20 protein-coding genes and 1 other RNA gene are annotated in these 23,137 nt (G+C 65.2%); 5 read left to right on the plus strand and 16 right to left on the minus strand.

Going from position 1 to position 23,137, the window contains the following annotated elements:
• Positions 1-102: 102 nt before the first annotated feature.
• The 16 genes from ntrC to ompA all read right to left on the minus strand — a co-directional run bounded on the left by ntrC (position 103) and on the right by ompA (position 16,508).
• Positions 103-1,632, minus strand: a complete 1,530-nt coding sequence (gene ntrC, locus L1081_RS12290; protein ID WP_489416650.1) for a nitrogen regulation protein NR(I) — start codon at positions 1,630-1,632, stop codon at positions 103-105.
• Positions 1,633-1,655: 23 nt separating this feature from the next.
• Complete coding sequence (gene glnL, locus L1081_RS12295) at positions 1,656-2,735, minus strand: nitrogen regulation protein NR(II) (protein WP_124956831.1); 1,080 nt, start codon at positions 2,733-2,735, stop codon at positions 1,656-1,658.
• Between the two features lie 4 nt (positions 2,736-2,739).
• Positions 2,740-3,246, minus strand: coding sequence for a hypothetical protein (locus L1081_RS12300; RefSeq protein WP_489416651.1), 507 nt, complete (start codon positions 3,244-3,246; stop codon positions 2,740-2,742).
• A gap of 133 nt (positions 3,247-3,379) precedes the next feature.
• Positions 3,380-4,795: a type I glutamate--ammonia ligase gene (gene glnA / locus L1081_RS12305; RefSeq protein ID WP_012746775.1), complete on the minus strand. Its 1,416-nt coding sequence runs from the start codon at positions 4,793-4,795 to the stop codon at positions 3,380-3,382.
• Positions 4,796-4,941: 146 nt separating this feature from the next.
• On the minus strand, positions 4,942-5,742 hold the full coding sequence (locus tag L1081_RS12310; RefSeq protein WP_489416652.1) for a molybdopterin-binding protein: 801 nt from the start codon (positions 5,740-5,742) through the stop codon (positions 4,942-4,944).
• A complete protein-coding gene (locus tag L1081_RS12315; RefSeq protein WP_489416653.1) occupies positions 5,739-6,623 on the minus strand; it encodes an EI24 domain-containing protein in 885 nt (294 codons plus the stop codon). The genes L1081_RS12310 and L1081_RS12315 overlap by 4 nt, the downstream gene beginning before the upstream one ends.
• Before the next feature lie 38 nt (positions 6,624-6,661).
• Complete coding sequence (locus tag L1081_RS12320; RefSeq protein WP_489416654.1) at positions 6,662-7,636, minus strand: sterol desaturase family protein; 975 nt, start codon at positions 7,634-7,636, stop codon at positions 6,662-6,664.
• Positions 7,637-7,646: 10 nt separating this feature from the next.
• A complete protein-coding gene (locus tag L1081_RS12325; RefSeq protein ID WP_489416655.1) occupies positions 7,647-8,462 on the minus strand; it encodes a polysaccharide deacetylase family protein in 816 nt (271 codons plus the stop codon).
• A complete protein-coding gene (locus L1081_RS12330) occupies positions 8,446-9,453 on the minus strand; it encodes a YVTN family beta-propeller repeat protein (RefSeq protein WP_489416656.1) in 1,008 nt (335 codons plus the stop codon). Before L1081_RS12330 ends, L1081_RS12325 begins: the two co-directional genes overlap by 17 nt.
• Before the next feature lie 80 nt (positions 9,454-9,533).
• The gene (locus tag L1081_RS12335; protein ID WP_489416657.1) at positions 9,534-10,283 is read right to left on the minus strand and encodes a pseudouridine synthase; all 750 of its coding nucleotides are present in this window, start codon (positions 10,281-10,283) and stop codon (positions 9,534-9,536) included.
• A 138-nt stretch (positions 10,284-10,421) separates the two neighbouring features.
• Entirely contained in the window at positions 10,422-12,158 is a 1,737-nt protein-coding gene (gene ggt / locus L1081_RS12340) for a gamma-glutamyltransferase (protein ID WP_489416658.1), read from the minus strand.
• Positions 12,159-12,199: 41 nt separating this feature from the next.
• Positions 12,200-13,795, minus strand: a complete 1,596-nt coding sequence (locus tag L1081_RS12345) for a methyltransferase regulatory domain-containing protein (RefSeq protein WP_489416659.1) — start codon at positions 13,793-13,795, stop codon at positions 12,200-12,202.
• Between the two features lie 142 nt (positions 13,796-13,937).
• Positions 13,938-14,322, minus strand: a transfer-messenger RNA (tmRNA) gene (ssrA, locus tag L1081_RS12350).
• Positions 14,323-14,334: 12 nt separating this feature from the next.
• Entirely contained in the window at positions 14,335-15,000 is a 666-nt protein-coding gene (locus L1081_RS12355) for an HAD-IA family hydrolase (protein WP_489416660.1), read from the minus strand.
• Positions 15,000-15,728, minus strand: a complete 729-nt coding sequence (ubiG, locus tag L1081_RS12360; RefSeq protein WP_489416771.1) for a bifunctional 2-polyprenyl-6-hydroxyphenol methylase/3-demethylubiquinol 3-O-methyltransferase UbiG — start codon at positions 15,726-15,728, stop codon at positions 15,000-15,002. Before ubiG ends, L1081_RS12355 begins: the two co-directional genes overlap by 1 nt.
• A 126-nt stretch (positions 15,729-15,854) precedes the next feature.
• Positions 15,855-16,508, minus strand: a complete 654-nt coding sequence (gene ompA, locus L1081_RS12365) for an outer membrane protein OmpA (RefSeq protein WP_319430900.1) — start codon at positions 16,506-16,508, stop codon at positions 15,855-15,857.
• Positions 16,509-16,733: 225 nt separating this feature from the next.
• Here ompA and gyrA point away from each other — a divergent pair, with 225 nt between their 5' ends.
• The 5 genes from gyrA (at position 16,734) to L1081_RS12390 (ending at position 23,137) form a co-directional block, all read left to right on the plus strand.
• The gene (gyrA, locus tag L1081_RS12370) at positions 16,734-19,379 is read left to right on the plus strand and encodes a DNA gyrase subunit A (RefSeq protein ID WP_489416661.1); all 2,646 of its coding nucleotides are present in this window, start codon (positions 16,734-16,736) and stop codon (positions 19,377-19,379) included.
• Positions 19,376-19,963, plus strand: coding sequence for a DUF2059 domain-containing protein (locus L1081_RS12375; protein ID WP_489416662.1), 588 nt, complete (start codon positions 19,376-19,378; stop codon positions 19,961-19,963). Before gyrA ends, L1081_RS12375 begins: the two co-directional genes overlap by 4 nt.
• Before the next feature lie 64 nt (positions 19,964-20,027).
• On the plus strand, positions 20,028-21,095 hold the full coding sequence (gene serC / locus L1081_RS12380; RefSeq protein WP_489416772.1) for a 3-phosphoserine/phosphohydroxythreonine transaminase: 1,068 nt from the start codon (positions 20,028-20,030) through the stop codon (positions 21,093-21,095).
• A gap of 24 nt (positions 21,096-21,119) precedes the next feature.
• Positions 21,120-22,241, plus strand: a complete 1,122-nt coding sequence (pheA, locus tag L1081_RS12385) for a prephenate dehydratase (protein ID WP_319441397.1) — start codon at positions 21,120-21,122, stop codon at positions 22,239-22,241.
• Between the two features lie 14 nt (positions 22,242-22,255).
• Positions 22,256-23,137, plus strand: coding sequence for a prephenate dehydrogenase/arogenate dehydrogenase family protein (locus tag L1081_RS12390; protein ID WP_489416663.1), 882 nt, complete (start codon positions 22,256-22,258; stop codon positions 23,135-23,137).

Genomic DNA, 23,137 nt, shown 5'->3' on the forward strand with positions numbered 1-23,137 from the left:
TCGCTACGCCAACCCCTACCGGGGGCAACACCAGCGGCCCGGCAAAGCCGGTTCCGCGGTGTTTCTGGAAGGGAGACAGCCGCTCTCTCTTTACGAGGCGGCTTACTCGATTCCTAGTTCCTGGATCTTGCGGGTGATGGTGTTGCGGCCGATGCCCAGCTTCTGAGCGGCTTCGATCCGGCGGCCGCGGGTATTGGCCAGCGCCGTGAGGATCAGCCGCGATTCGAAGCGGCGCGACAGCACATCCCAGACGTCGGTGCGCCCGGCCGCGAGCAGCGCCTGGGCTTCGATCTCCAGGCCGCTCTCCCAGCTGCTTGCACCCGCCAGGCCTTCAGTGGCTTCCGGTGCAGCGCCGCTCGCCGGTGCCGCTTCGCGCTCCAGGCTGGGCGATGGCTGCACCGCGGCTTGCACGGGCGCCGCCGCGGCGGTTGTTTCCGCGGCCTGCGCCGGCGCACCGGCGGCCGCGGCCATGACTTCGGGCGGCAGGTCCTTGGCCTCGATCAGCTGGGCCGGCGCCATCACGGTCAGCCAATGGCAGATGTTCTCGAGCTGCCGCACGTTGCCCGGAAAGCTGAACGAAGCCAGCTTGGCCAGCGCCGCATCGGAGATGCGCTTGGGTTCGACGCCGAGCTGGCGCGCGCTCACCTGCAAGAAGTGGCGCGTGAGCGCCGGCACGTCTTCGCCGCGCTCGCGCAGCGCCGGCAGGCGCAGGCGAATCACGTTGAGGCGGTGGAACAGGTCTTCGCGGAAGCCGCCGAGCTTGACGCGCTGCTCGAGGTCCTGGTGCGTGGCCGCGATCACGCGCACGTTGGCCTTGACCGAGTTGTGGCCTCCCACGCGGTAGAAATGCCCGTCGCTCAGCACGCGCAAGAGGCGTGTCTGCAGGTCGAAGGGCATGTCGCCGATCTCGTCGAGGAAGAGCGTACCGCCCTCGGCCTGTTCGAAGCGGCCGCGCCGCATGGTCTGCGCGCCTGTGAAGGCGCCGCGCTCATGGCCGAAGAGCTCGCTCTCGAGCAGGTCCTTGGGAATGGCTGCGGTGTTGATGGCCACGAAGGGGCCGTTGGCGCGCGGCGAATGCTTGTGCAGCGCGCGCGCCACCAGTTCCTTGCCCGAGCCCGATTCGCCGGTGATCAGCACCGTGACATTGCTTTGCGAGAGCCGGCCGATGGCGCGGAACACGTCCTGCATGGCGGGTGCCTGGCCCAGCATTTCGGGCGCGGCGACCATGCGCTCCTCGGCCACTTCCTCGCGCTGGCTTTCGTCGACGGCGCGGCGGATCAGCTCGACGGCGCGCGGCAGGTCGAAGGGCTTGGGCAGGTATTCGAAGGCACCGCCCTGGAACGCCGAGACGGCGCTGTCGAGGTCGGAAAAGGCCGTCATGATGATGACGGGCAGGCCCGGGTGCTTGGCCTTGATCTTGTCGAGCAGGTCGAGCCCGGAACCGCCGGGCATGCGGATGTCGCTCACCAGGACCTGGGGCCCCTGCTGTTCGTCGTCGTCGGCGAGTTCGAGGGCGGCCAGCACCTCGCGCGTGTTGGTGAAGCTGCGCGTGGGCAGGTCTTCGCGCAAAAGGGCCTTCTCCAGCACGAAGCGGATCGATTGGTCGTCATCAACTATCCAGATCGGCTTCATGCATCTCCTTGTTGCCGTGGCTGCTAGGGCAGCGGTATCAATATCTTGAAATCGGTTCGGCCCGGGACGCTGTCGCACTCGATCACGCCGTGATGCTGTTGCACAAAAGTTTGCGCAAGCGTCAATCCGAGCCCTGTCCCGCCTTCCCTGCCCGAGACGAGCGGATAGAAGATGCGGTCCTTGATCGTGTCCGGCACACCCGGTCCATTGTCGATGACATGCAATTCCAGTGCCAATCGATACCACTGCTTGTTGAATATCACCTGCCGGGCGATGCGCGTCTTGAAAGTGATCTGCGCATCGCCCGCGGCGCGGCGCTCGGCCAGGGCCTGCGCCGCGTTGTGCACGATGTTGAGCGTGGCCTGGATGAGCTGCTCGCGATCGCCGCGGAACTCGGGAATCGACACGTCGAAGTCGCGCTCGATGTGCAGGTCGCGCGGAAACTCCGCAAGAATGACCGAGCGCACGCGCTCGCAGACTTCGTGGATGTTCACGTCGCCCACCACGTGCGGGCGCCGATGCGGTGCCAGCAGCCGGTCGACCAGCGTCTGCAGCCGGTCGGCCTCGTGGATGATGACCTGCGTGTATTCGATGAGGTCGCGCGACTCGACCTCCATCTGCAGCAATTGCGCCGCGCCGCGGATGCCGCCGAGCGGGTTCTTGATCTCGTGCGCGAGATTGCGGATGAGCTCCTTGTTGGCCTGCGCCTGGTCGAGCAGGCGCTCCTCGCGGTCCTGGCGCACCTGCTGCTCGAGGGGCGACATCTCGATGATGAGCTCGCCCGGCTTGTCGCCCTGCGCCAGCGTGACCTGCACCGGCATCAATTCATGATTGACGCGGCGCAGGAAGGCCTCGTAACGCAGCGTGGCGAAGTCGTTGCTGCGCGCACCGTCGATGGCGGTGCGAAGCACGTGCGGCTCGTGAAAGCAGGCACCGAACTGAGAGCCTTCGAGCGTGCGACGCGACGTGCCCAGCGCGTCTTCGAGGGCCGCATTGGCAAACAGCACCGAACCGTTGGTGCTGACCACGGCAATCAGCGTGGACAGCAGGTCGAAGGACTGAAAGCGCGGAGTGGCGCCGGCCGCCTTCTTCCCGAACGCCATGTTCCTACTGCTTGGCCGGCAGGCGGCCGAGTTCGCGGCGGATGCCCGCGATGTCGCTCTCGTTGCGGGCCAGCTCTGCCTTCATTTCAGCCACGCGATCGAGATACTTCTGGTAGTTGCGGCCTTCGCTGCCCTGCTTCTCGGGCTCGCCGTTGTTGTATTCCTTCTTGAGCTCGGCCTGCCGAGCCTCGGCCTTCTTGAGCTCGGATTCGAGCACCGAGCGGGCTTCGCCGTCGCGTGCGCGCTGGTCGACGCCTTCGACGCGCGGGCTGCCCGCGGGCGCACGGGAGGCTGCCGGAGCCGAACTGCCACCGGCCGAACCACCGCCCGATGGCTTGGTGCCCTGCACGACGGTGACGTTGCCGCCTTCCATGACCTTGCAGCCCTTTTGCTGGGCGATGGTCGAGTTGTTGGTGTATTCATTGCCGCAGCGCCACACGCGCTCCTGGGCGAGCGCGGGCAAGGCGACCAACAATGAACCGGCCAGGAAAATGAGAGAAGCAGTCTTCATGTGAATCGATGATGGCGCAACAAAGGTGCATTTTCCTGCAATTCGACGCCACTGGTGACAAGATGTTCCACGCCAGCAAAAAAGGACGGCCGAGGCCGTCCTTTTGTCTTGAATCCCCGTCAGGGGCTTGCAATCAGAGTGAATAGTACATGTCGAACTCGACCGGATGGGTCGCCATGCGGAAGCGCGTGACTTCCTGCATCTTCAGTTCGATGTACGCGTCGATGTAGGCATCGGTGAACACGCCGCCCTTGGTCAGGAACGCACGGTCCTTGTCGAGGTATTCCAGGGCCTGGTCGAGGCTGTGGCACACGGTCGGGATCAGCGCGTCTTCTTCGGGCGGCAGGTGGTACAGGTCCTTGCTGGCGGCTTCGCCCGGATGGATCTTGTTTTCCACGCCGTCGAGGCCGGCCATCAGCAGCGCAGCGAAACCGAGGTACGGGTTCATCAGCGGATCGGGGAAGCGCGCTTCGACGCGGCGGCCCTTCGGGTTGGCCACGAACGGGATGCGGATCGAGGCCGAGCGGTTCTTGGCCGAGTAGGCCAGCTTCACCGGGGCTTCGAAGCCGGGCACCAGGCGCTTGTAGCTGTTGGTGCCGGGGTTCGTGATGGCGTTCAGGGCACGGGCGTGCTTGATGATGCCGCCGATGTAGTGCAGCGCGAAGTCCGAGAGACCCGCATAGCCGTCGCCGGCGAACAGGTTCTTGCCGTCCTTCCAGACCGACTGGTGCACGTGCATGCCCGAGCCGTTGTCGCCGACGATGGGCTTGGGCATGAAGGTGGCGGTCTTGCCGTAGGCGTGGGCCACGTTGTGGATCACGTACTTCTGCAGTTGGACCCAGTCGGCGCGCTGCACCAGCGTGCTGAACTTGGTGCCGAGTTCCATCTGGCCGGCGTTGGCCACTTCATGGTGATGCACTTCGACCGGGATGCCGAGCGATTCGAGCACCAGGCACATTTCCGAACGCATGTCCTGGAAGCTGTCGACCGGGGGAACCGGGAAGTAGCCGCCCTTGACCGCGGGACGGTGGCCGGTGTTGCCGTGCTCGTATTCCTTGTCGGTGTTCCACGACGCTTCTTCGGAGTCGATCTTCACGAAGCAGCCCGACATGTCGTTCTTCCAGCGGACGCCGTCGAACACGAAGAATTCGGGTTCCGGACCAAAGTAGGCGGTGTCGCCCAGGCCCGAGGCCTTCATGTAGGCCTCGGCGCGCTTGGCGAGCGAACGCGGGTCGCGCTCGTAGGCCTTGCCGTCGGCGGGGTCGATCACGTCGCAGGTCAGGATCAGCGTCGTTTCTTCGAAGAAGGGATCGATGTTGGCGGTATTCGGGTCGGGCATGAGCTGCATGTCCGAAGCCTCGATTCCCTTCCAGCCAGCGATGGACGAGCCGTCGAAAGCATGGCCCGAAGTGAATTTGTCTTCATCGAAAGCCGAGACGGGCACGGTCACGTGCTGTTCTTTGCCGCGGGTGTCGGTGAAGCGGAAGTCGATGAACTTGACCTCGTTTTCCTTGACGAGCTTGAGTACATCGGCGACGGTCTTTGCCATCAGTTTCTCCTGAGTTGGATGGTGGTTAGGAATACAGGGACGGAGGATGCAGTTTCTATGCCATTGTCGCCGCTCACGCAGAGGCTTCGACGGCGGGCGCAAACCCCAAAAAAAGGCGAATGATCACCAAATTGGTGCAATAAAAACTACCGCACCAATTCCGGGCCAAGCCTCGCATCATAGGCGTGCAGGCCCTCGATGAGTTGCGCGTAGGCCGCATCCAGGCGGGCAGGGTCGCCTTTCACGCCCAGTTCGATGTGGCGGCCGTATTCGGGATGGTCAACGCTCGGCAGGCTGAAGACCTTGATGCCGGTGTGCGCCGCTTCGATGGCTTGCATCAGCGGCGTGAGCGTTGCCTCCATGGCGCCGAAGACGATGACCGACTTCTCGGCCGATTGCCCGCTGGTGAACAGATGCGCATAGCGGCTATCGAGCACCCATTCGATCATGGGCCAGGCCATGACCGGGAAGCCCGGCACGAAATGCACGTGCTCGACACTGAAGCCCGGAATCTTGTTGTACGGATTGCGGATGATCGTGGCGCCCTTCGGGAACACACCCATGTTGAGGCGGTGAATGTTGTCCGCCCTGTCGGGCTCGTAGGCAATGCCCTGCTCGCGCGCGGTGTCCTGCATGCGCTCGCGGATCAGCAGTTCGGCTTCGGGATGCAGCTCCAGCGGCACCCGCAGGGCCTGCGCGGCGCATTGCCGCGTGTGGTCGTCTGGCGTGGCGCCAATGCCGCCGGTCGAAAAGACAATGTCGCCCGAACTGAAGGCCCGGCCGAGCGCGGCGGTGATGCGCGTGGGCTCGTCGCCGACGTACTCGGCCCAGCCGAGCTGCAGGCCGCGCGCTGCGAGCAGTTCAATGACCTTGGGCATGTGCTTGTCGGCACGCTTGCCCGACAAAATTTCGTCGCCGACGACGATCAGGCCGAATGCACGGGTCATGGGGATTTCCATTGGGAGAGAAGGGCCTGGTCAGCCTCGGTCGCGGGTGGACCGTCGGTCGGGCCGGAAGAAGCATCGGCGGCGCCGCGCTGCGCGCGCAATTGCGCCAGCGCGTCGAGGCAGTAATGGCCGAACCAGAGCGCCGAGAACGCAAACACCAGCGTGTAGATCCAGATCGCAAGCGGCACCAGCACGAAGAAGGCGGCGGCAAACAGCAGGCCGGACGCCCAGACGATGCTGGGCGCCGCGCCCAAGTAGCCGCACAGCACGCCGATGCACAGCAGCGGCAGCCGGTGCGCGCGCAGCAGTGCAGCTCGCTCTTCGGGGCTTGCGTGGTCGGCCAGCGCGTCGAAGCTCATCACCCGATAGGTGAGCCAGCCCCAGATCAGCGGCGGCAGGATCAGCACCAGCGGCGGAATGAGCCAGAGCGGCATCGACACCACGAGCGCGAGCAGCGCCAGCAGCGTGAGGCCGAGCGAGCGCGCCACGCTGCCGAAAAAGGACGCGCCTTTCTTGCGTTCGAGCACGGGAAAGCGGCGGTGCGCCACCAGCGCGGTGAGCGGGGGCGCCATGAGGCCGGCCACGATCAGCAGCGAAACCACCACGATCAGCGGCGTGGCGGCAAACACCACCACCAGCGGCGCCAGCACGGCCGTGACATCGCCCGAGAAAAGCCGCCCGATCCAGCCCCAGAAGCTCGACAGCAGGGGCCAGGCATCGAGCGCCTCGCGGGTCCACGCGACGGTCGCGTCCCAGTAGAAATAGCCGAAGCCTGCAGCCAGCAGCACCATCAGGCCCAGCGGCAGCAGCGACAGCACGATCACGCGCGGCAGCATGCAATAGGCGACCGCGCGCCAGAAGGAATCGAGGAGCAGGCGCATTGGATGGGAGGATAACCGGCCCGGTTCGGCCCCGGCGCTCAGCCGCGGCCGACCATCCGCTTCAGTCCGAGCCATTGCTGGGTCCAGAAGCCGCGCCCGTAGTCGCGCAGCCGGCCGTCCGCGCCGGGCTCGACCTGGTCGCGAATGCCGGTGGGGTCGTAGCGCTCCTCGAAGTTCGCGGTGCGAAAGAGCATGTCCCACCACGGCAGCAGAACGCCGAAGTTGCATCCGCCCAGCGTATGGGCGCCACGCGATTCATGGCCCAGCCCGATGCTGTGGTGCAGCCTGTGGAAGCGCGGGCTGATCCACAGCCGCTCGCCGACGGCGCCGAAACCGAGCTTCAGGTTGGCGTGCTGCAGGCTTTCGCTGAGCTGCGTGAACGCCACGAACGCAATGAACTGCCCCGGCGCCACGCCGATCAGCTGCGCGACGATGACGATGAGCGTGTCATGGACGATGTCGTCGAGCAGGTGGTTGCGGTCGTCGCTCCACATCGTCATCTGGCGCTGCGAATGGTGCAGCGAATGCAGGCCCCACCACCACCTGAACTGGTGCTGGCCGCGATGGATCCAGTAGCCCACGAAGTCGAGCACCACGAGATAGATCGCAAAGGCCACCCACGGCACGTCGGTCACGCCGGGCCAGGCCTCGTCGAGATGGAAAGTGCCCCAGCCCGCGGTGCGGAGAAAGCCGATGGCCTCATCGAAGAGCGGCTCGAGCGTGAAGAACATGGCCAGCCGGAACAGGCCCAGCCGATGGATCAGCGTGTAGAGCACGTCGATGCGGATCGCGCGGCGGTCGGTCACCGGCTCGACGGCACGCCAGCGCTGCAACGGGCCGATGACCGCGAGCAGCACCACGACCTGGATCAGCCCGACCAGCAGCCAGCCGGTGGCGTCGAAGGCATCCTCGGTCCAGCCGCCCAGGCCCGCCGCAAACACCAGCGGCTGGACCAGCGTTTCGAAGAACCAGCCCTGCAGTGCGGAAAAAGTATCCGTCAACCAATCGATCACGACAACGGCCTCAGGGGTGGGACGCAATCCAGGCGCGGTACTGCGGATGCTGGCGCAGCGTCTCGAAGCAGAAGCCCTTGGCCTTGAGGCCGGTGATCAGCGGCTCGAGATTGGCCGGCGCCCACGGATCCTTGCGCGACCAGATGCCCAGGTGCGCGAGCAGGATGTCGCCGGGGCGGATGCTCTCCAGCGCCTGCGAAAGGAGCTTTTCGTTGCTGAACTTCTCGCTCGGCAGCTCGTCCCCCAGGAAGCCGGCCGGCGACCAGCCCACGTGCTCGAAGCCGCAGGCCTTGGCGGTCGCGAGCAGCCGGGGCGAGGTCTTGCCGCCCGGTGCGCGGAACAGCGGCAGCGGCTTCTTGCCGGTAATGAGGGCCAGCCGTTCGGAAGCCTTGCTGATGTTGGCGCAGTATTCGGCCGCGCTCCAGGTGAACTCGCGTCCGGCCAATGCGCCCGCCGAAGGCTTGATGCGGAAGCTCGGCTCAACCCCCTTGAGGTCGCCGCGCCAGTACGCGTGGTCGTAGGTGTGCGAGGCGAATTCGTTGCCTTCGGCCGCCCTCGCCTTCCACCATGGCGCCCAGTGGCTGTCGAGGCTGTCGCCGTCGGTCTGGGTGCGCTCGGCGGCCGCAAAGAAGGTGACGCGGACGTTCTGGCGCTTGAGCACATCGGCCACCAGCGCGGCCACACCCATGTGGCCGGTGTCGAAGGTCAGGTAGACGGGCTTCTCGCAGGAAGCGCCCTGCTGCTGCGCCCAGGCAATCGGCATCGCCGCGATGGCAATCGCCAGCAGGGCCGCGGCCCGGCCGGCGCGGCTAGATGCGCTTGGCATGGTCCAGCGTCCAGACGCCGTGCGGCGAGCGGCCGACGTTGATCTGGCGCACGAGCTTGTTGTTCACCAGATCCACCACGCTGAGCTTCTTGGCCCAGCGCGAGGTGACATACAGCGTCCTGCCGTCGGCCGATACGTCCATGCAGTCGGGCCCGCCGGGCACCGGGTAGACGGCGCCGACCTTCAGCGTCGCCAGGTCGATCCGGCTGATGGTGTTGGCCACCCGGTTGCTCACGAACACGCTCTTGCCGTCGCCGGCCGAGCGGAAGGCATGGGCGCCCTTGCCGGTCGGGATCTTGCCGACCAGCTTGGGCTCGGCGCCGGCCACGTCGAACACCTGCACGCCATCGCTGCCGGTCAGGCCCACGAGCAGGGTCTTGTCGTTGTGGATGCCGAAGATGTCGGCCGGCATGGCGCCGGTGGCCACGCGCCAGCGGATGGTCTGCGTGGGCAGGTCGATGGCGATCAGCTCGTCGCTGTCCTGCATGGTCACGTAGGCGATGGTGCTGGTGTTGTCGATCCAGATGTGGCTGGGCGTCTTGCCCGACGCGATGCGCTTGGCCAGCTTCAGGTCCTTGCCGTCCCAGCGGTAGATGTCGACGTGGTTCAGGCGGTTGGCCGCAGTGACGAACCACTTCATGTCGCGCGAGAACTGCAGCTGGTACGGATCGATGATGCCGTAGACCACGCGCTGCACTTCGGCCGTCCTGGGGTTCAGGAAAGTGAGCGAATCACCCGCCGAATTGGCCACGATGACCGACTTTTCGTCGGGCGTCATGTAGATGTGGTGCGGTTCCTTGCCGGTGGCGATGCGCTGCTTTTCGGTCCAGTCGACCGGACTGATCACGCTGACGCTGGCATCCAGCGAATTGAGCACGAAGATCGGCGGGGCTTCGGGCGGTGCGGCGGTGGCGGCTTGCGCCAGCCAGACCGCGAGGCATGAAAACAGGAAGGCCGGCAAGCGGCCATTCGGTCGGGCAGGAAATCGCAAGGGAAGGTTCCGAGAGAGAGCTGGGAATCTTAACGGCCGCACCTGAAGACTGGCTGACCGGGAAGACGCGCTTTCTGTCCTTATTTCGGCGCTTTCGGGAGCTTGGCGGGTGCCCGCAGCGCCGCGACCTGCTCGGCCGTGAGCCAGCGCCATTGGCCGGCAGCCAAGTCTCTCGGCAGCGCCAGCTCGCCGATGCGAGAACGGTGCAGGCCCTCGACCCGGTTGCCGACCGCCGCCAACATGCGCTTGACCTGGTGGTACTTGCCCTCGGTCAGCGTCAGCCGCAGGTGCAGCGGACTGTCGGACTCGCAGGCAGCCGCGCGCACCGGCTTCGGATCGTCGTCGAGTACCACGCCGGCCAGCAGCTTGTCGATCTGGGCCGCGTCCACCGGGTGCTTGGCCGTGACCTCGTAGACCTTGGGCACATGATGCTTGGGCGAACCCATCTTGTGGATGAACTGGCCGTCGTCCGTCAGCAGCAGCAGCCCCGTGGTGTCCTGGTCGAGCCGGCCGATGGCCTGCACGCCCTGCACCGCGCCCTTGTTGGGCCGAAGGCGCAGCGGCGACGGCAACAGCGTGTAGATGCTCGGGTAGGTCGAGGGCTTCTGCGAGCACTCGGTACCCGCGGGCTTGTGCAGCATCAGGTAGGCCTTCTCGTGGTAGGCCCACTCGGTGCCCTGGACAGTGAAAAGCAGGCCCTCGGGATCGAGGTCGGCGAAGGGGTCGGTCACGGCCGCGCCGGCAATGCTCACGTGGCCTTGCTGGATCAGCCCCGCGCACACGCGGCGGGTGCCGAAGCCCTGGGTATAGAGAATGTCTTGAAAGTGCATGGCTCGCCCCCAGGCTTCGCGCACTTCGTGTCGCTACGCCCACCCCTACCGGGGGCAACACCGGTGGTCCGGCAAAGCCGGTTCCACGGTGTTTCGCGCATCGAAAAAAGGCTGAGCCAGGGGTTTTGGGATTGGAATTCAGTAGCCGAGTGCCAGGCCGGTGTTGCGGCGCGGGTCGTTCGCGCCGTAGAAGCGGTTGGCGCCCACCGGCTTGCCGCCCAGCGACGGCGCGCCGACGATGATCGCCGCCATGTGGTTGGCCGGCTGCGGCACGCCGAGGTTGTGGCCCATGTCAGCCAGGATCTTGCGTGTGTCGGGGCTCAGGGCGAAGGTCTCGACGTTGGTCACGTCAGGCAGCCATTGCTGATGGAAACGCGGGGCATCGACGGCTTCCTGCACGTTCATGCCGTAGTCGACCACGTTCAGGATGGTGTGCAGCACCGCCGTGATGATGCGGCTGCCGCCGGGCGTGCCGACCACGAATACCGGCTTGCCGTCCTTCGAGACGATGGTCGGGCTCATCGAACTGAGCGGGCGCTTGCCCGGAGCGATGGCATTGGCCTCGCCCTGCACCAGGCCGTACATGTTGGGCACGCCGATCTTCGCGGTGAAATCGTCCATCTCGTTGTTCAGCAGCACGCCGGTCTTGTCGGCCGTGACCTTGGCGCCGAACCAGTCGTTGAGCGTGTAGGTCACCGACACCGCGTTGCCCTGCTGGTCGGTGATCGAATAGTGCGTGGTGTTGCTGCCTTCGTGCGGCGCGACGCCGGGCTTGATGTCCTTGGAGACGCCGGCTTTCTTCGGGTCGATGGCTGCGCGGATCTTCTCGGCGTAGCCCTTGTCGAGCAGACGGTCAAGCGGGTTCTTCACGAAATCCGGGTCGCCCAGGTAGCTGTTGCGGTCCACGTACGCATGGCGCATGGCCTCGATCTGGTAGTGCACCGCCTCGGCCGAGCGGAAGCCCAGGTCCTTCAGCGGATAGCCCTCGAGGATGTTGAGCATCTCGCAGATGATCACGCCGCCCGAGCTCGGCGGCGGCGCCGACACCACACGGTAACCGCGGTAGTCGCATTCCACGGGTGCCAATTCGCGCGTCTTGTACTGGTCGAGGTCAGCCTGGGTGATGATGCCCTTCCCGGCCTGGCTCGATGCCACGATCGCCTGCCCGACCCAGCCCTTGTAGAAGCCGTCGACGCCCTTGGCGCCGACAGCGCGCAGCGTCTTGGCGAGGTCTTTCTGCACCAGCTTCTGCCCGACCGCGAAGGGCTCGCCCTTGTTCAGGAAGATGGCGCCGGAAACGGCATCTTTCTTGAAGTCGTTGGTGGAGGTGCGCAGCATGTCGACGTCGCCCTGCTCCAGCGCAAAGCCTTTTTCGGCCAGCTGGATCGAGGGAGCAATCAGCTGGTCGCGCTTCATGGTGCCGTATTTCTCACGTGCGTATTCCATGCCCGAAACCGTGCCCGGCACGCCGACGGCAAGATGGCCGTTCGTGCTCAAGCCCTTGATGACATTGCCGTCCTTGTCGAGGTACATGTTGGCTGTGGCGGCCAGCGGGGCCTTCTCGCGGAAGTCGAGGAAAGTCTTGCGGCCATCGGCCAGCTGCACGGTCATGAAGCCACCGCCGCCCAGGTTGCCTGCCGCCGGATAGACCACCGCCAGCGCATAGCCCACGGCCACCGCCGCATCGACGGCATTGCCGCCGCGCTTGAGCACATCGACGCCGACCTTGGTGGCCAGGTGCTGCGCACTCACGACCATGCCGTGCTCGGCCGCAACCGGCGCCTGCGACGCGGCGTTCGAGGCGCTCGCGCCTGCGAGCAGGAGTGCTGCCGCTACCGCGGCGCGCAGGGTCGGAGTCCAGTGGAGGTTCTGCATGGGTGGTTTTCCTCTTTTGAGTTCGATGGGAGCGGTAACGGTCACGCGACGAGCAGCGCCTTGCGCCGCAGGGCCGCCAGGCCAAGCACCACCTGCTGGAGCGCGAATTCCTTCAGCGCCGAAGCTTCGGTCAGCGGCTTGTCGTTCTGGATAAAGCGCAGGCGGCCGGCGCCCACTTCGTCCACCAGGTGGTCGGCCAGCATGCCGTGCGAATGCGCGCCATCGAGCAGCGGGAGCAGGCAGCGCTCGAGCGCGGAAACCCCCACGGGTTCGTGCCACTGGTTGCAGACACTGGCCGAACTTCCGGCCGACAACGCCAGGCCGGGCGCACTGCGCACCGACGGCAGCGCCTGCGGCAAGGCAGAGACCTCCGCGGCGGCATGCACCGGCGCGCGCCGGACGCGCACGGCGCCGAGAATCACCAGTTCCTCGAGCATCGACAGCACCGCCGGCTCGACCGACGAACGCGACCCGCCCAGCAGCGCGAGTACCGCGGCAACCAGCCGCTCGAACGACACGCTGGCCGGGTAGTGCGCTTCGAGCACCTGCGCCAGGGCCTTGTGCACTGGCAGCCGCAGCGTCACCGTCAGGTTGCGCAGCGCCTTGCATGGCTGCTCGCGCGCATCGAGCGTCAGCGCGCTGCCGTCCGCAGCAGAAAACACGCCGGCAAACTCGAAGCCGCTGATGCGGGCTGGGTCCAACCGGTAGCGGATGTCCCCGGCCCGGCCCTGCTTCACCAGCAGCGTCTGGCGGAACGTGCGATTCACGAGGAAATCCAGATACTGCTCCATCAGGATCTGGCTGCCGCCGCATTCGCGCAACAGCGGCTCGCGAACCTTCTCGCCGTAGTTCTGGACGAACATGGTCGACGGTTCCGCCTCTGCCAGGTAGCAGAGGCCATTCGCCTCGGCGCGCGCCACGAACTCCTTGAAATAGCAAGGTGCGTTGCAGGGCTCGAGGAATTCGTGCAGCAGGTAGGAGCCGTTGGCGCCACGCACGATCGGCATCGTTTCCTCGAGCGTTTTCCCGAGAACGCTGCCGGGACGGGCCGACTGCTCGAGAAATTCGAGCATGCCGCGCGCATAGGACAGCTTTTCCTCCGGTGTATCGCGCGGGCCGCCGCGCAGGATCATCGCGTCGCGCACGATCTCCCTCGCCTTCCAGCCCGGGTACACGTTGTAGCTGACATAGGCGACGCCATCGGGTGCAAGATTCTCCGAGCACACGCGCAGGATCGCGTCCTGCACCGGTCCGGGTACCCAGCTGTAGACGCCGTGGCAGACGATGTAGTCGAACTGGCCGAACGATGCATCGACCTCGGCCAGATTGAACGCCCGCAGTTCGACATTCGGCAGCCCGGCGCGCGCGATGGCCTCACGGCCCTGCTCGATCTGCACCGTCGACAGATCAAGGCCCAGGGCGCTGGCTTCGCGGTGGCGCGCCGCGAACGGAATCAGATTGCCACCGGCCGCGCAGCCGAGCTCCAGTACCCGCGCCCGGGACGGGGCCGGTGCTTCGAGGCCGAACAGAAAGGCAATGGCCTCCAGGTGCTCGACGGCGGTTTGCGGGAACGGGTGCGACTCATAGGGCACCGCGTCGTAGTAGCTCGTGAGCGTGGAAGTCAGTGAATCGGGCACGGCGTCCTTTGGAATCGAGGCCGGCCGCAGCACCCTTTTGCCAAGGGGAAGCAGCGGCCATGGTGTGTCAGTTCCCGCTGACTATAGCCTCGCGCCGGGCAAAAAAAAGCCAACCCGTCGAAGGTTGGCTTTTTGCGGTGGATGGTGGAGCTGGGGGGATTTGAACCCCCGTCCGCAAGCCTTCATCGCGCAGTTCTACATGTTTAGTGATCTGATTTGAGTCTCGCTTCCGGAGTCGCGCAGTCACACGCTAAACCGGACGCCAGCACCCTATTTTCTCGCCCCGACCCAAGGTACCCGGATCGGAGCCAGCCCATGTAATTATCCTTGCAGCCGGGAGGTCAGGATTGCTCCAGACCCCCTTGCCCAGCCCATCGGCCAACTGTTGCAAGGCTCACTGGCAATTAAGCAGCGAGTGCGAAACGTTCGTCGTTTGCAGTTAGTTTGTTTGAATCTGTTTTACGAGCGCATTCAGCTCGACATGCCCCGCTGCGACTCCGAACCCACGTCGAAACCAGTGCAGCCCCAAGCTCACCATTTTAGGCCGGGTTGAGGAATTGCAAGAGCTCCAGGGGTGAAGTAATTGCGGCATCGGCCTCCCAGAGCGTCACGTCCGCCTGGGGTCCCATGTAACCATAGGTAGCCGCAATGGTCCGCATGCCTGCAGCCCGGCCCGCGATGATGTCGCGTTCGTCGTCTCCCACGTAGATGCAGGCGCTGGCCGGAATTCCAAGCCGGCGTGCCGCTTCATGCAGGGGCTCGGGGTGCGGCTTGGCGTACGGCGTGGTGTCGCCGCTCACGATGGCGCCGGCGCTCCCGAAAAGCGGAATGGCGCGCGTCAGCGGATCGGTAAAGCGCGCCGACTTGTTGGTAACCACGCCCCAGGCCAGGCCGTGCGCCCGGATGGCGTCGATGAGCGGCTGCACCCCGTCGAACACCTGGGTGTTGAGCAGCATGCGGTTTTCGTAGGCGACGAAGAACTCTTCCCTCAACGCAGGAAATTCCGGTGCCTCGGGCGTGATGCCGAAAGCCACGCCGAGCATGCCCCGGGCACCGGCTCCCGCCATGAACCGATAGCGTTCCAGTGGGTACGACTCGAGCCCGCGATCCGTGCGCATCTTGTCGGCCGCGGCGCCGAGATCGGGCGCGCTGTCGATCAGCGTGCCGTCAAGATCGAACAGTACCGCCTGAATTGCTGCTGCCATCACGTTGGCGAACCCGGCAAGGCCGGCTTCTGCGTGGCGAACATGTAGTTGACGCTGGTGTCGGCGCTCAACCAGTACCGCCGCGTCAGCGGGTTGTGTTCCATGCCGCGGGTGTGCCGCAGGTCGAGGCCGGCGGCGCGGCAGTGGGCCGCCAGTTCGCTGGGGCGCAACAGCTTCGCGTATTCATGCGTGCCGCGCGGCAGCATGCCCAGAACGTATTCGGCGCCGACGATCGCAAGCATGAACGACTTCAGGTTGCGGTTGATCGTGGAAAAGAACACCCATCCGCCCGGCTTGACGAGCGTGGCACAGGCCTGGACGATCGAAGCGGGCTCGGGCACATGCTCGAGCATTTCCATGCAGGTGACGGCGTCGAAACTGCCCGGCTGCTCCGCGGCCAGCGCCTCCGCGCTGACTTCCCGGTACTTGACGCCCTGCGTTCCGGCTTCGAGCGCATGCAGCCGCGCCACCTTGAGCGCCTTGCTCGCCAGATCGATGCCGAGCACGTCCGCGCCCTTTCGGGCCATCGAATCGGCCAGAATGCCGCCGCCGCAACCGATATCGAGCACCCGGCGCTGCGAAATCGGCGCAATACCGTCAATCCATTCCAGGCGCAATGGATTGATTTCATGGAGCGGGCGGAATTCGCTGTCCAAATCCCACCAGCGGTGGGCAAGCTCCGAAAACTTGGCGAGTTCCGCCGGATCGGCATTCACGTTATCTGTCATGCCGTGATTATGAAACGGAGAATGCGCCATCGGACATCGACGCGCACTTGGCGCCCGCCGGAAGGAATTCGGCAGGCATAAAAAAACCCCGCCGAAGCGGGGTTTTCTTTTAGCGATTCAATCGAATCAGCGGGTGGCGCGGGTGCCGACCACTTCGATTTCCACGCGGCGGTTCTTGGCGCGGCCTTCCTTGGTGCGGTTGTCCGCAACAGGCTGCTTCTCGCCCTTGCCTTCGGTGTAGACGCGGTTGCGTTCGATGCCCTTCGAGACCAGGAAGGCCTTGACGGCTTCGGCGCGGCGCACCGACAGACGCTGGTTGTAGGCGTCCGAACCGATCGAGTCGGTGTGGCCCACGGCGATGATCACTTCGAGGTTGACGTCGCGGATCTTCGAAACCAGGTCGGTCAGCTTGGCGCGACCTTCAGGCTTGAGGACCGACTTGTCGAAGTCGAAGAATGCGTCGGCAGCGAAGGTGACCTTCGAAGCAGCCACGGCCGGCGGTGCGACAGCAGCAGGCGGCGTCACAGCAGCGGGAGGCGTAACGGCGGGAGCCGGAACCAGAGCACCGTCGCAACCGGCGGCGGCAGTAGCCGGCGTCCAGTTGGCATCACGCCAGCACAGTTCGTTCGTGCCGTTCTTCCAAACCAGTTCGCCGGTGCCGTTTTGCCAGTTGTCGATCGTAGGACCGCCGTTCGCAGCGGTGACACGGGTCTGCGCGCCGGCGGCAGTGGCGAGCGCAGCGACTGCAAACATCATCGCCACTTTATTCAGTTTCTTCATGGTTCTCCTCTTGGGGAAAAAGCCGCAGCCGCGCTGCGAATCAAGGACGCTTTAAGTGACCACCACCCAAAACGTTGAGGCGATTGTGCCATAGGGTCTTTGGCAAACAGGCCGCTGGGCACCCCGGAAGCGTAGGACGGAGGCGGAATAGCGGCCTTGTGTTGCGGCGGTGCGACACCCCTCACAGCGTAAAATTTCGCCTTCCTGCCGCCAGCCTCTTGCTCAATGACCTCCTTCGCCAAAGAAACCCTGCCCATCAGTCTCGAAGAGGAAATGCGCAGCAGCTATCTCGATTACGCCATGAGCGTGATCGTGGGCCGGGCGCTTCCCGATGCGCGCGACGGCCTCAAGCCCGTGCACCGGCGCGTGCTGTATGCCATGCACGAGCTCAACAACGACTGGAACCGGGCCTACAAGAAATCCGCCCGCATCGTGGGCGACGTGATCGGCAAGTACCACCCGCACGGCGATCAATCCGTCTACGACACCATCGTGCGGCTGGCGCAGGACTTTTCCATGCGCCATATGCTGGTCGATGGCCAGGGCAACTTCGGGTCGGTCGACGGAGACAACGCAGCCGCAATGCGGTATACGGAAATCCGCCTGGCCAAAATTGCGCACGAAATGCTGGCCGATATCGACAAGGAAACTGTCGATTTCCAGGACAATTACGACGGCTCCGAAAAAGAACCAAAGGTCCTTCCGAGCAAACTGCCGAATTTGCTGGTGAATGGCTCGGGCGGTATTGCGGTTGGCATGGCCACCAATATTCCACCGCACAATCTCAATGAGGTGGTGGACGCCTGCCTGCACTTGCTGCGCAATCCGCAGGCCACCATCGACGAGCTGATGGAAATCGTGCCGGCGCCCGACTTCCCGACGGCCGGCATCATCTACGGCATCAATGGCGTGCGGGACGGCTACCGCACCGGCCGCGGCAAGGTCGTGATGCGCGCCAAGTGCCACTTCGAGGACATCGACCGCGGCCAGCGCCAGGCAATCATCGTCGACGAGCTCCCCTACCAGGTCAACAAGAAGACGCTGCAGGAGCGCATGGCCGAACTGGTGCACGAAAAGAAGATCGAGGGCATCAGCCACATCCAGGACGAGTCCGACAAGTCGGGCATGCGCCTGGTCATCGAGCTCAAGCGCGGCGAAGTGCCCGAGGTGGTGCTCAACAACCTGTACAAGCAGACCCAGCTGCAGGACACCTTCGGCATCAACATGGTGGCGCTGGTCGACGGCCAGCCCAAGCTGTGCAACCTGAAGGACCTGATCGAGGTCTTCCTGCAGCACCGCCGCGAAGTGGTCACGCGCCGCACCGTCTTCACGCTGCGCAAGGCGCGCGAACGCGGCCACGTGCTCGAAGGCCTGGCGGTGGCGCTGGCCAACATCGACGAGTTCATCCGCATCATCCGCGAGTCGCCCACTCCGCCGGTTGCCAAGGCCGAGCTGATGACCCGCAGCTGGGACAGCAAGCTGGTGCGCGAGATGCTGACGCGCTCGCGCGCCGACGGCGGCGTGGTCAATGCCGACGACTACCGCCCCGAGGGCCTGGAGCGCGAGTTCGGCATGGGTTCGGACGGCCTCTACCGCCTGTCGGAGACGCAGGCCCAGGAAATCCTGCAGATGCGCCTGCAGCGCCTGACCGGCCTCGAGCAGGACAAGATCGTTGCCGAGTACAAGGAAGTCATGGCCGAGATCGACGACCTGCTCGACATCCTGTCCAAGCCTGAACGGGTCTCGGTCATCATTGGCGACGAGCTCGGCACCATCAAGCACGAGTTCGGCCAGTCGAAGCTCGGCGCGCGCCGCAGCCTGGTGGAGCACAGCGCCTACGACCTCTCGACCGAAGACCTGATCACGCCCACCGACATGGTGGTGACGCTTTCGCACAGCGGCTACATCAAGAGCCAGCCGCTGAACGAGTACCGCGCGCAAAAACGGGGCGGACGCGGCAAGCAGGCCACCGTCACCAAGGAAGACGACTGGATCGACCAGCTCTTCATCGCCAACACGCACGACTACATCCTGTGCTTCTCCAACCGCGGCCGGCTGTACTGGCTCAAGGTGTGGGAAGTGCCGGCGGGCTCGCGCGGTTCGCGCGGCCGCCCCATCGTCAACATGTTCCCGCTGCAGGAAGGCGAGAAGATCAACGTGGCGCTCGCGCTGACCGGCGAGAAGCGCAACTTCCCGGCCGACCAGTACGTGTTCATGGCCACCTCGATGGGCACGGTCAAGAAGACCACGCTCGACGAATTCAACAACCCGCGCAAGGGCGGCATCATTGCAGTGAACCTCGATGAGGGCGACTACCTCATCGGCGCCGCACTGACCGACGGCAAGCACGACGTGATGCTGTTCAGCGACGGCGGCAAGGCCGTGCGCTTCGACGAAGAAGACGTGCGCCCGCTCGGCCGCAATGCACGCGGCGTGCGCGGCATGTCGCTCGATCCGGGGCAAGGCGTCATCGCGATGCTGGTGGCCGAGGACGAGCAGCAAAGCGTGCTCACCGCCACCGAAAATGGTTACGGAAAGCGCACAAGCATTACCGAGTACACGCGTCACGGCCGCGGAACCAAAGGCATGATTGCGATTCAACAGAGTGAGCGCAACGGCAAGGTCGTTGCCGCCACCCTCGTGCATGCGGACGATGAGATCATGCTCATCACCGACAAGGGCGTGCTCGTGCGCACCCGGGTAGCCGAGATTCGTGAGCTAGGTCGCGCAACGCAAGGCGTTACGCTGATCGGGCTCGACGAAGGCGCCAAACTCAGCGGGCTACAACGTATCGTCGAAAACGACGCCAACGGCGAGAGTGAGCCTGGCGCAGACGATACTTCCTCATCTTCAACGGAGAATCCTCAGTGAAAAAATTCAAGCTCGCACTTCTGACCGTCGCCCTGGCCGGCAGCTCGATGGCCGCCATGGCGCAGGACAAGGCTGCGCTCATCAAGCAGTTCATCGACGTGCAGCGCCCCGGCATCGAGTCGCTGGCCCGCGGCCTGGTCGAGCAATCGAGCGCCCCCATCGCGCAAGCCGGCTCGCAGTACCTGCAGACGCAAGTGCCCGAAGCCAAGCGCGAATCGGCTGCCAAGGCTGCCGACGCCGAACTCAAGAAATACTTCGACGAGGCCTACCCGATCGTGCGCGACAAGGCCGTGCAACTGGCACCTGGCGCCCTGACCCCGCTGCTCGAGCAGAACTTCAGCGAAGAAGAACTCAAACAGCTGCTGGCCTGGATCAACTCGCCGCTCAGCAAGAAGTACCAGGACCTCAATCCGAAGATGCAGACCGCGCTGACCGAAAAGCTCGTGAGCGACACGCGCGCCACCATCGAGCCGAAGATGCGCGCGCTCGACGAGAACGTGGCCAAGGCCCTGGGTGCACCGACCGGCGGCTCGCAAGGCGCCGCTCCCGCCAAGGCACCATCCAAGGCTCCCGCCAAGAAGTGACGTGACCCAGCAGCACCAGCCAGCCGGCACGCGCCCGTACAACTTTTCTGCCGGTCCGGCCGCCATGCCGGAGGCGGTGCTGCAACGCGCCGCCGCCGAAATGCTCGACTGGCAGGGCAGCGGCATGAGCGTGATGGAAATGAGCCATCGCGGCAAGGAGTTCGGCGCGATCTGCACCCAGGCCGAAGCCGACATCCGCACGCTGCTGGCCGTGCCAGAGCACTTCCACATCCTCTTCATGCAGGGCGGCGGCCTCGGCGAGAACGCCATCGTGCCGATGAACCTGTCGCGCGGCACCGCCGCCGACTTCGTCATCACCGGCAGCTGGAGCATCAAGTCGCAAAAGGAAGCGCAGCGCTACTGCACGGCGAACATCGCCGCGAGCAACGCCGGCGACCACCACACGCGGCTGCCCGATCCCTCGACCTGGCAGCTCAGCAAGAACGCCTCGTACGTGCACCTGTGCACCAACGAGACCATCAACGGCATCGAATTCCAGCAGCTGCCCGACCTCGCGGCCCTTGGCAGCGATGCGCCGCTGGTCATCGACTTTTCGTCGCACGTGGCCTCGCGCAGCGTCGACTGGCGCCGCGTCGGCCTTGCCTTCGGCGGTGCCCAGAAGAACCTCGGACCGGCCGGGCTCACCCTGGTGATCGTGCGCGACGACCTGCTCGGACATGCGCTCGAAATCTGCCCGAGCGCGTTCAACTACAAGATCGTGGCCGACAACAAGTCCATGTACAACACCCCGCCGACCTGGGGCATCTACATGGCAGGGCTGACGTTCCAGTGGCTGCTGCAGCAGACCGAGGGCGGACTCACGGGCGTGGCCGCCATGGAGCAGCGCAACATCGCCAAGGCCAGGCTGCTGTACGACTTCATCGACGCCTCTTCGTTCTACCTCAACAAGATCGACCCGGGCTGCCGTTCGCGCATGAACGTGCCGTTCTTCCTGGCGGACGAAAGCCACAACGACGCCTTCCTGGCCGGTGCGCGCGAGGCCGGCCTGCTGCAGCTCAAGGGCCACAAGTCGGTCGGCGGGATGCGCGCGAGCATCTACAACGCCATGCCGCTGGAAGGCGTACAGGCACTCGTGAGCTACATGCGAGAATTCGAGCGATCGCATGCCTAGGCGCATGCCCAGTTGCTCGCACCGATGACCGCCTCCGCTCCAACACCGCCCTCCTCTCCCGACAACTCCGAAAGCCTTGCCGATCTGCGCGTGCAGATCGACTCGCTCGACCAGCAACTGCTCGGCCTGCTCAATGAGCGGGCCCACGTGGCAGAGCTGGTCGGCGAGGTCAAGAAGCGCGAAGGCACGCCGTATTTCCGCCCCGATCGCGTGGCCCAGGTCATCGAGAAGATGCAAAAGAGCAATGCAGGCCCGCTCAAGGACCTGCATGTGGCCGCCATCTGGCGCGAAATCATGTCGGCCTGCCTGGCGCTCGAATCGCCGCAGCGCGTTGCCGTGCTCGGCCCCGAGGGCACCTTCTGCGAGCAGGCCGCCATTGAATACTTCGGCGGCGCCGCCGACCTGATCTACTGCGCCAGCTTCGACGAGGTGTTCCACGCCACGGCAGCCGGCAGTGCCCAGTACGGCGTGGTGGGCGTCGAAAACTCGACCGAAGGCGTGGTCACGCGTTCGCTCGACCTGTTCCTGCATTCGCCGACCCACGTGGTGGGCGAAGTCAGCCTGCTGGTGCGCCACCATCTGCTGCGCAGCAGCAATACGCTCGATGGCGTCGAGGCCGTGCTGGCCCACCCGCAGGCGCTGGCGCAGTGCCAGACCTGGCTGTCGAAGCACTTGCCCAATGCCGAGCGACGCGCAGTTTCGAGCAATGCCGAAGGCGCGCGTCTCGCAGCCACCAATCCGGCCTGGGCCGCGCTGGCCGGCGAACGCGCCGCCACGCGCTTCGGCCTGCACATCGTGGCGCATGCGATCCAGGACGATTCGTACAACCGCACCCGCTTCTCCGTGATCTGCCTGCCGCAGACACTGGCCATGCCACCGGCCTCGGGACGCGACTGCACGAGCCTGATCGTCTCCGTGCCGAACCGACCCGGCGCCGTGCACGACCTGCTGGTGCCGCTGAAGGTCAACAACGTGTCGATGACCCGGTTCGAGTCGCGTCCGGCGCGCACCGGCCAGTGGGAGTACTACTTCTACATCGACCTGGACGGCCATCCCTCGCAGCCCAACGTGGCTGCGGCGCTGGCCGAACTGCGCGGCCTCTGCGCGTTCTACAAGGTGCTTGGCGCCTACCCCGTCAAAGCCTGAGCCGGACAAGCACCATGTTCGAGCAATTGGGATTGATCGGCTGCGGCCTCATGGGCGGCTCCTTTGCGCTTGCGCTCAAGCGCGCGAAGCTCGTGAAACGCGTGGTCGGCTACAGCAAGTCGCCTTCCACCACCGAACGGGCGCGCCAGCTCGGCGTGATCGACGTGGCGGCGCCTTCCGCGCTGCTGGCGGTCTCGGGCTCCGACCTCGTGCTGCTGGCGGTGCCGGTGGCGGCCTCGGAAGCCACCTTCAAGGCCATTCGCCACGGCATTTCGAGCGATACGCTCGTGATGGACGTGGGCTCGACCAAGGGCGACGTGATCGAAGCCGCGCGCAACGGCCTGCAGGACCAGTTCGCCCACTTCGTTCCGGCCCATCCGATCGCCGGCAAGGAAGTGTCCGGCATCGAGCATGCCGAGGCTTCGCTCTACACCGGCCGCAAGGTCGTGCTGACGCCGGTCAAGGCCACGCTGCGCTCGAACGTGCAGCGCGCCTCGCAGATCTGGAGCGGCATCGGCGCCCATGTCGTCACCATGACGCACGAGGAGCACGACAGCGCCTTCGCGGCCGTGAGCCATCTGCCGCACCTGCTGGCCTTTGCCTATGTCAATGCACTGATCGCGCAGCCGAAGGGCGACGATTTCCTGCGCCTTGCAGGGCCGGGCTTTCGCGATTTTTCGCGCATTGCGGCCAGCGATCCGGTCATGTGGCGCGACGTGCTGCTCGCCAACCGCGAGCAGGTGCTGCTGCAATCGCAGGCATTCCGCAAGGCGCTGCTCGAGTTCGAGGCACTGGTCACGGCCGGCGACGCCCAGGCGCTGGAGCACTCGATTGCCGCCGCCAGCAAGGTCCGCGCCGCCTGGCAGCCCAACACCGACGCGTCCCAGGACTCCTGA

This window comes from Variovorax sp. MSC1_012, from assembly GCF_023667525.1.
GTDB classification, from domain to species: domain Bacteria; phylum Pseudomonadota; class Gammaproteobacteria; order Burkholderiales; family Burkholderiaceae_C; genus Variovorax; species Variovorax beijingensis_B.

Coding starts and splice junctions, on each gene's coding strand:
- glnA (WP_012746775.1), bottom strand. CDS start 4,795: ATGGCAAAGACCGTCGCCGATGTACTCAAGCTCGTCAAGGAAAACGAG.
- ompA (WP_319430900.1), bottom strand. CDS start 16,508: ATGAAGAAACTGAATAAAGTGGCGATGATGTTTGCAGTCGCTGCGCTC.
- L1081_RS12315 (WP_489416653.1), bottom strand. CDS start 6,623: ATGCGCCTGCTCCTCGATTCCTTCTGGCGCGCGGTCGCCTATTGCATG.
- gyrA (WP_489416661.1), top strand. CDS start 16,734: ATGACCTCCTTCGCCAAAGAAACCCTGCCCATCAGTCTCGAAGAGGAA.
- ntrC (WP_489416650.1), bottom strand. CDS start 1,632: ATGAAGCCGATCTGGATAGTTGATGACGACCAATCGATCCGCTTCGTG.
- L1081_RS12325 (WP_489416655.1), bottom strand. CDS start 8,462: ATGCCAAGCGCATCTAGCCGCGCCGGCCGGGCCGCGGCCCTGCTGGCG.
- L1081_RS12335 (WP_489416657.1), bottom strand. CDS start 10,283: ATGCACTTTCAAGACATTCTCTATACCCAGGGCTTCGGCACCCGCCGC.
- L1081_RS12355 (WP_489416660.1), bottom strand. CDS start 15,000: ATGGCAGCAGCAATTCAGGCGGTACTGTTCGATCTTGACGGCACGCTG.
- pheA (WP_319441397.1), top strand. CDS start 21,120: ATGACCGCCTCCGCTCCAACACCGCCCTCCTCTCCCGACAACTCCGAA.
- L1081_RS12310 (WP_489416652.1), bottom strand. CDS start 5,742: ATGACCCGTGCATTCGGCCTGATCGTCGTCGGCGACGAAATTTTGTCG.
- L1081_RS12390 (WP_489416663.1), top strand. CDS start 22,256: ATGTTCGAGCAATTGGGATTGATCGGCTGCGGCCTCATGGGCGGCTCC.
- ubiG (WP_489416771.1), bottom strand. CDS start 15,728: ATGACAGATAACGTGAATGCCGATCCGGCGGAACTCGCCAAGTTTTCG.
- glnL (WP_124956831.1), bottom strand. CDS start 2,735: ATGGCGTTCGGGAAGAAGGCGGCCGGCGCCACTCCGCGCTTTCAGTCC.
- ggt (WP_489416658.1), bottom strand. CDS start 12,158: ATGCAGAACCTCCACTGGACTCCGACCCTGCGCGCCGCGGTAGCGGCA.
- serC (WP_489416772.1), top strand. CDS start 20,028: ATGCCGGAGGCGGTGCTGCAACGCGCCGCCGCCGAAATGCTCGACTGG.
- L1081_RS12300 (WP_489416651.1), bottom strand. CDS start 3,246: ATGAAGACTGCTTCTCTCATTTTCCTGGCCGGTTCATTGTTGGTCGCC.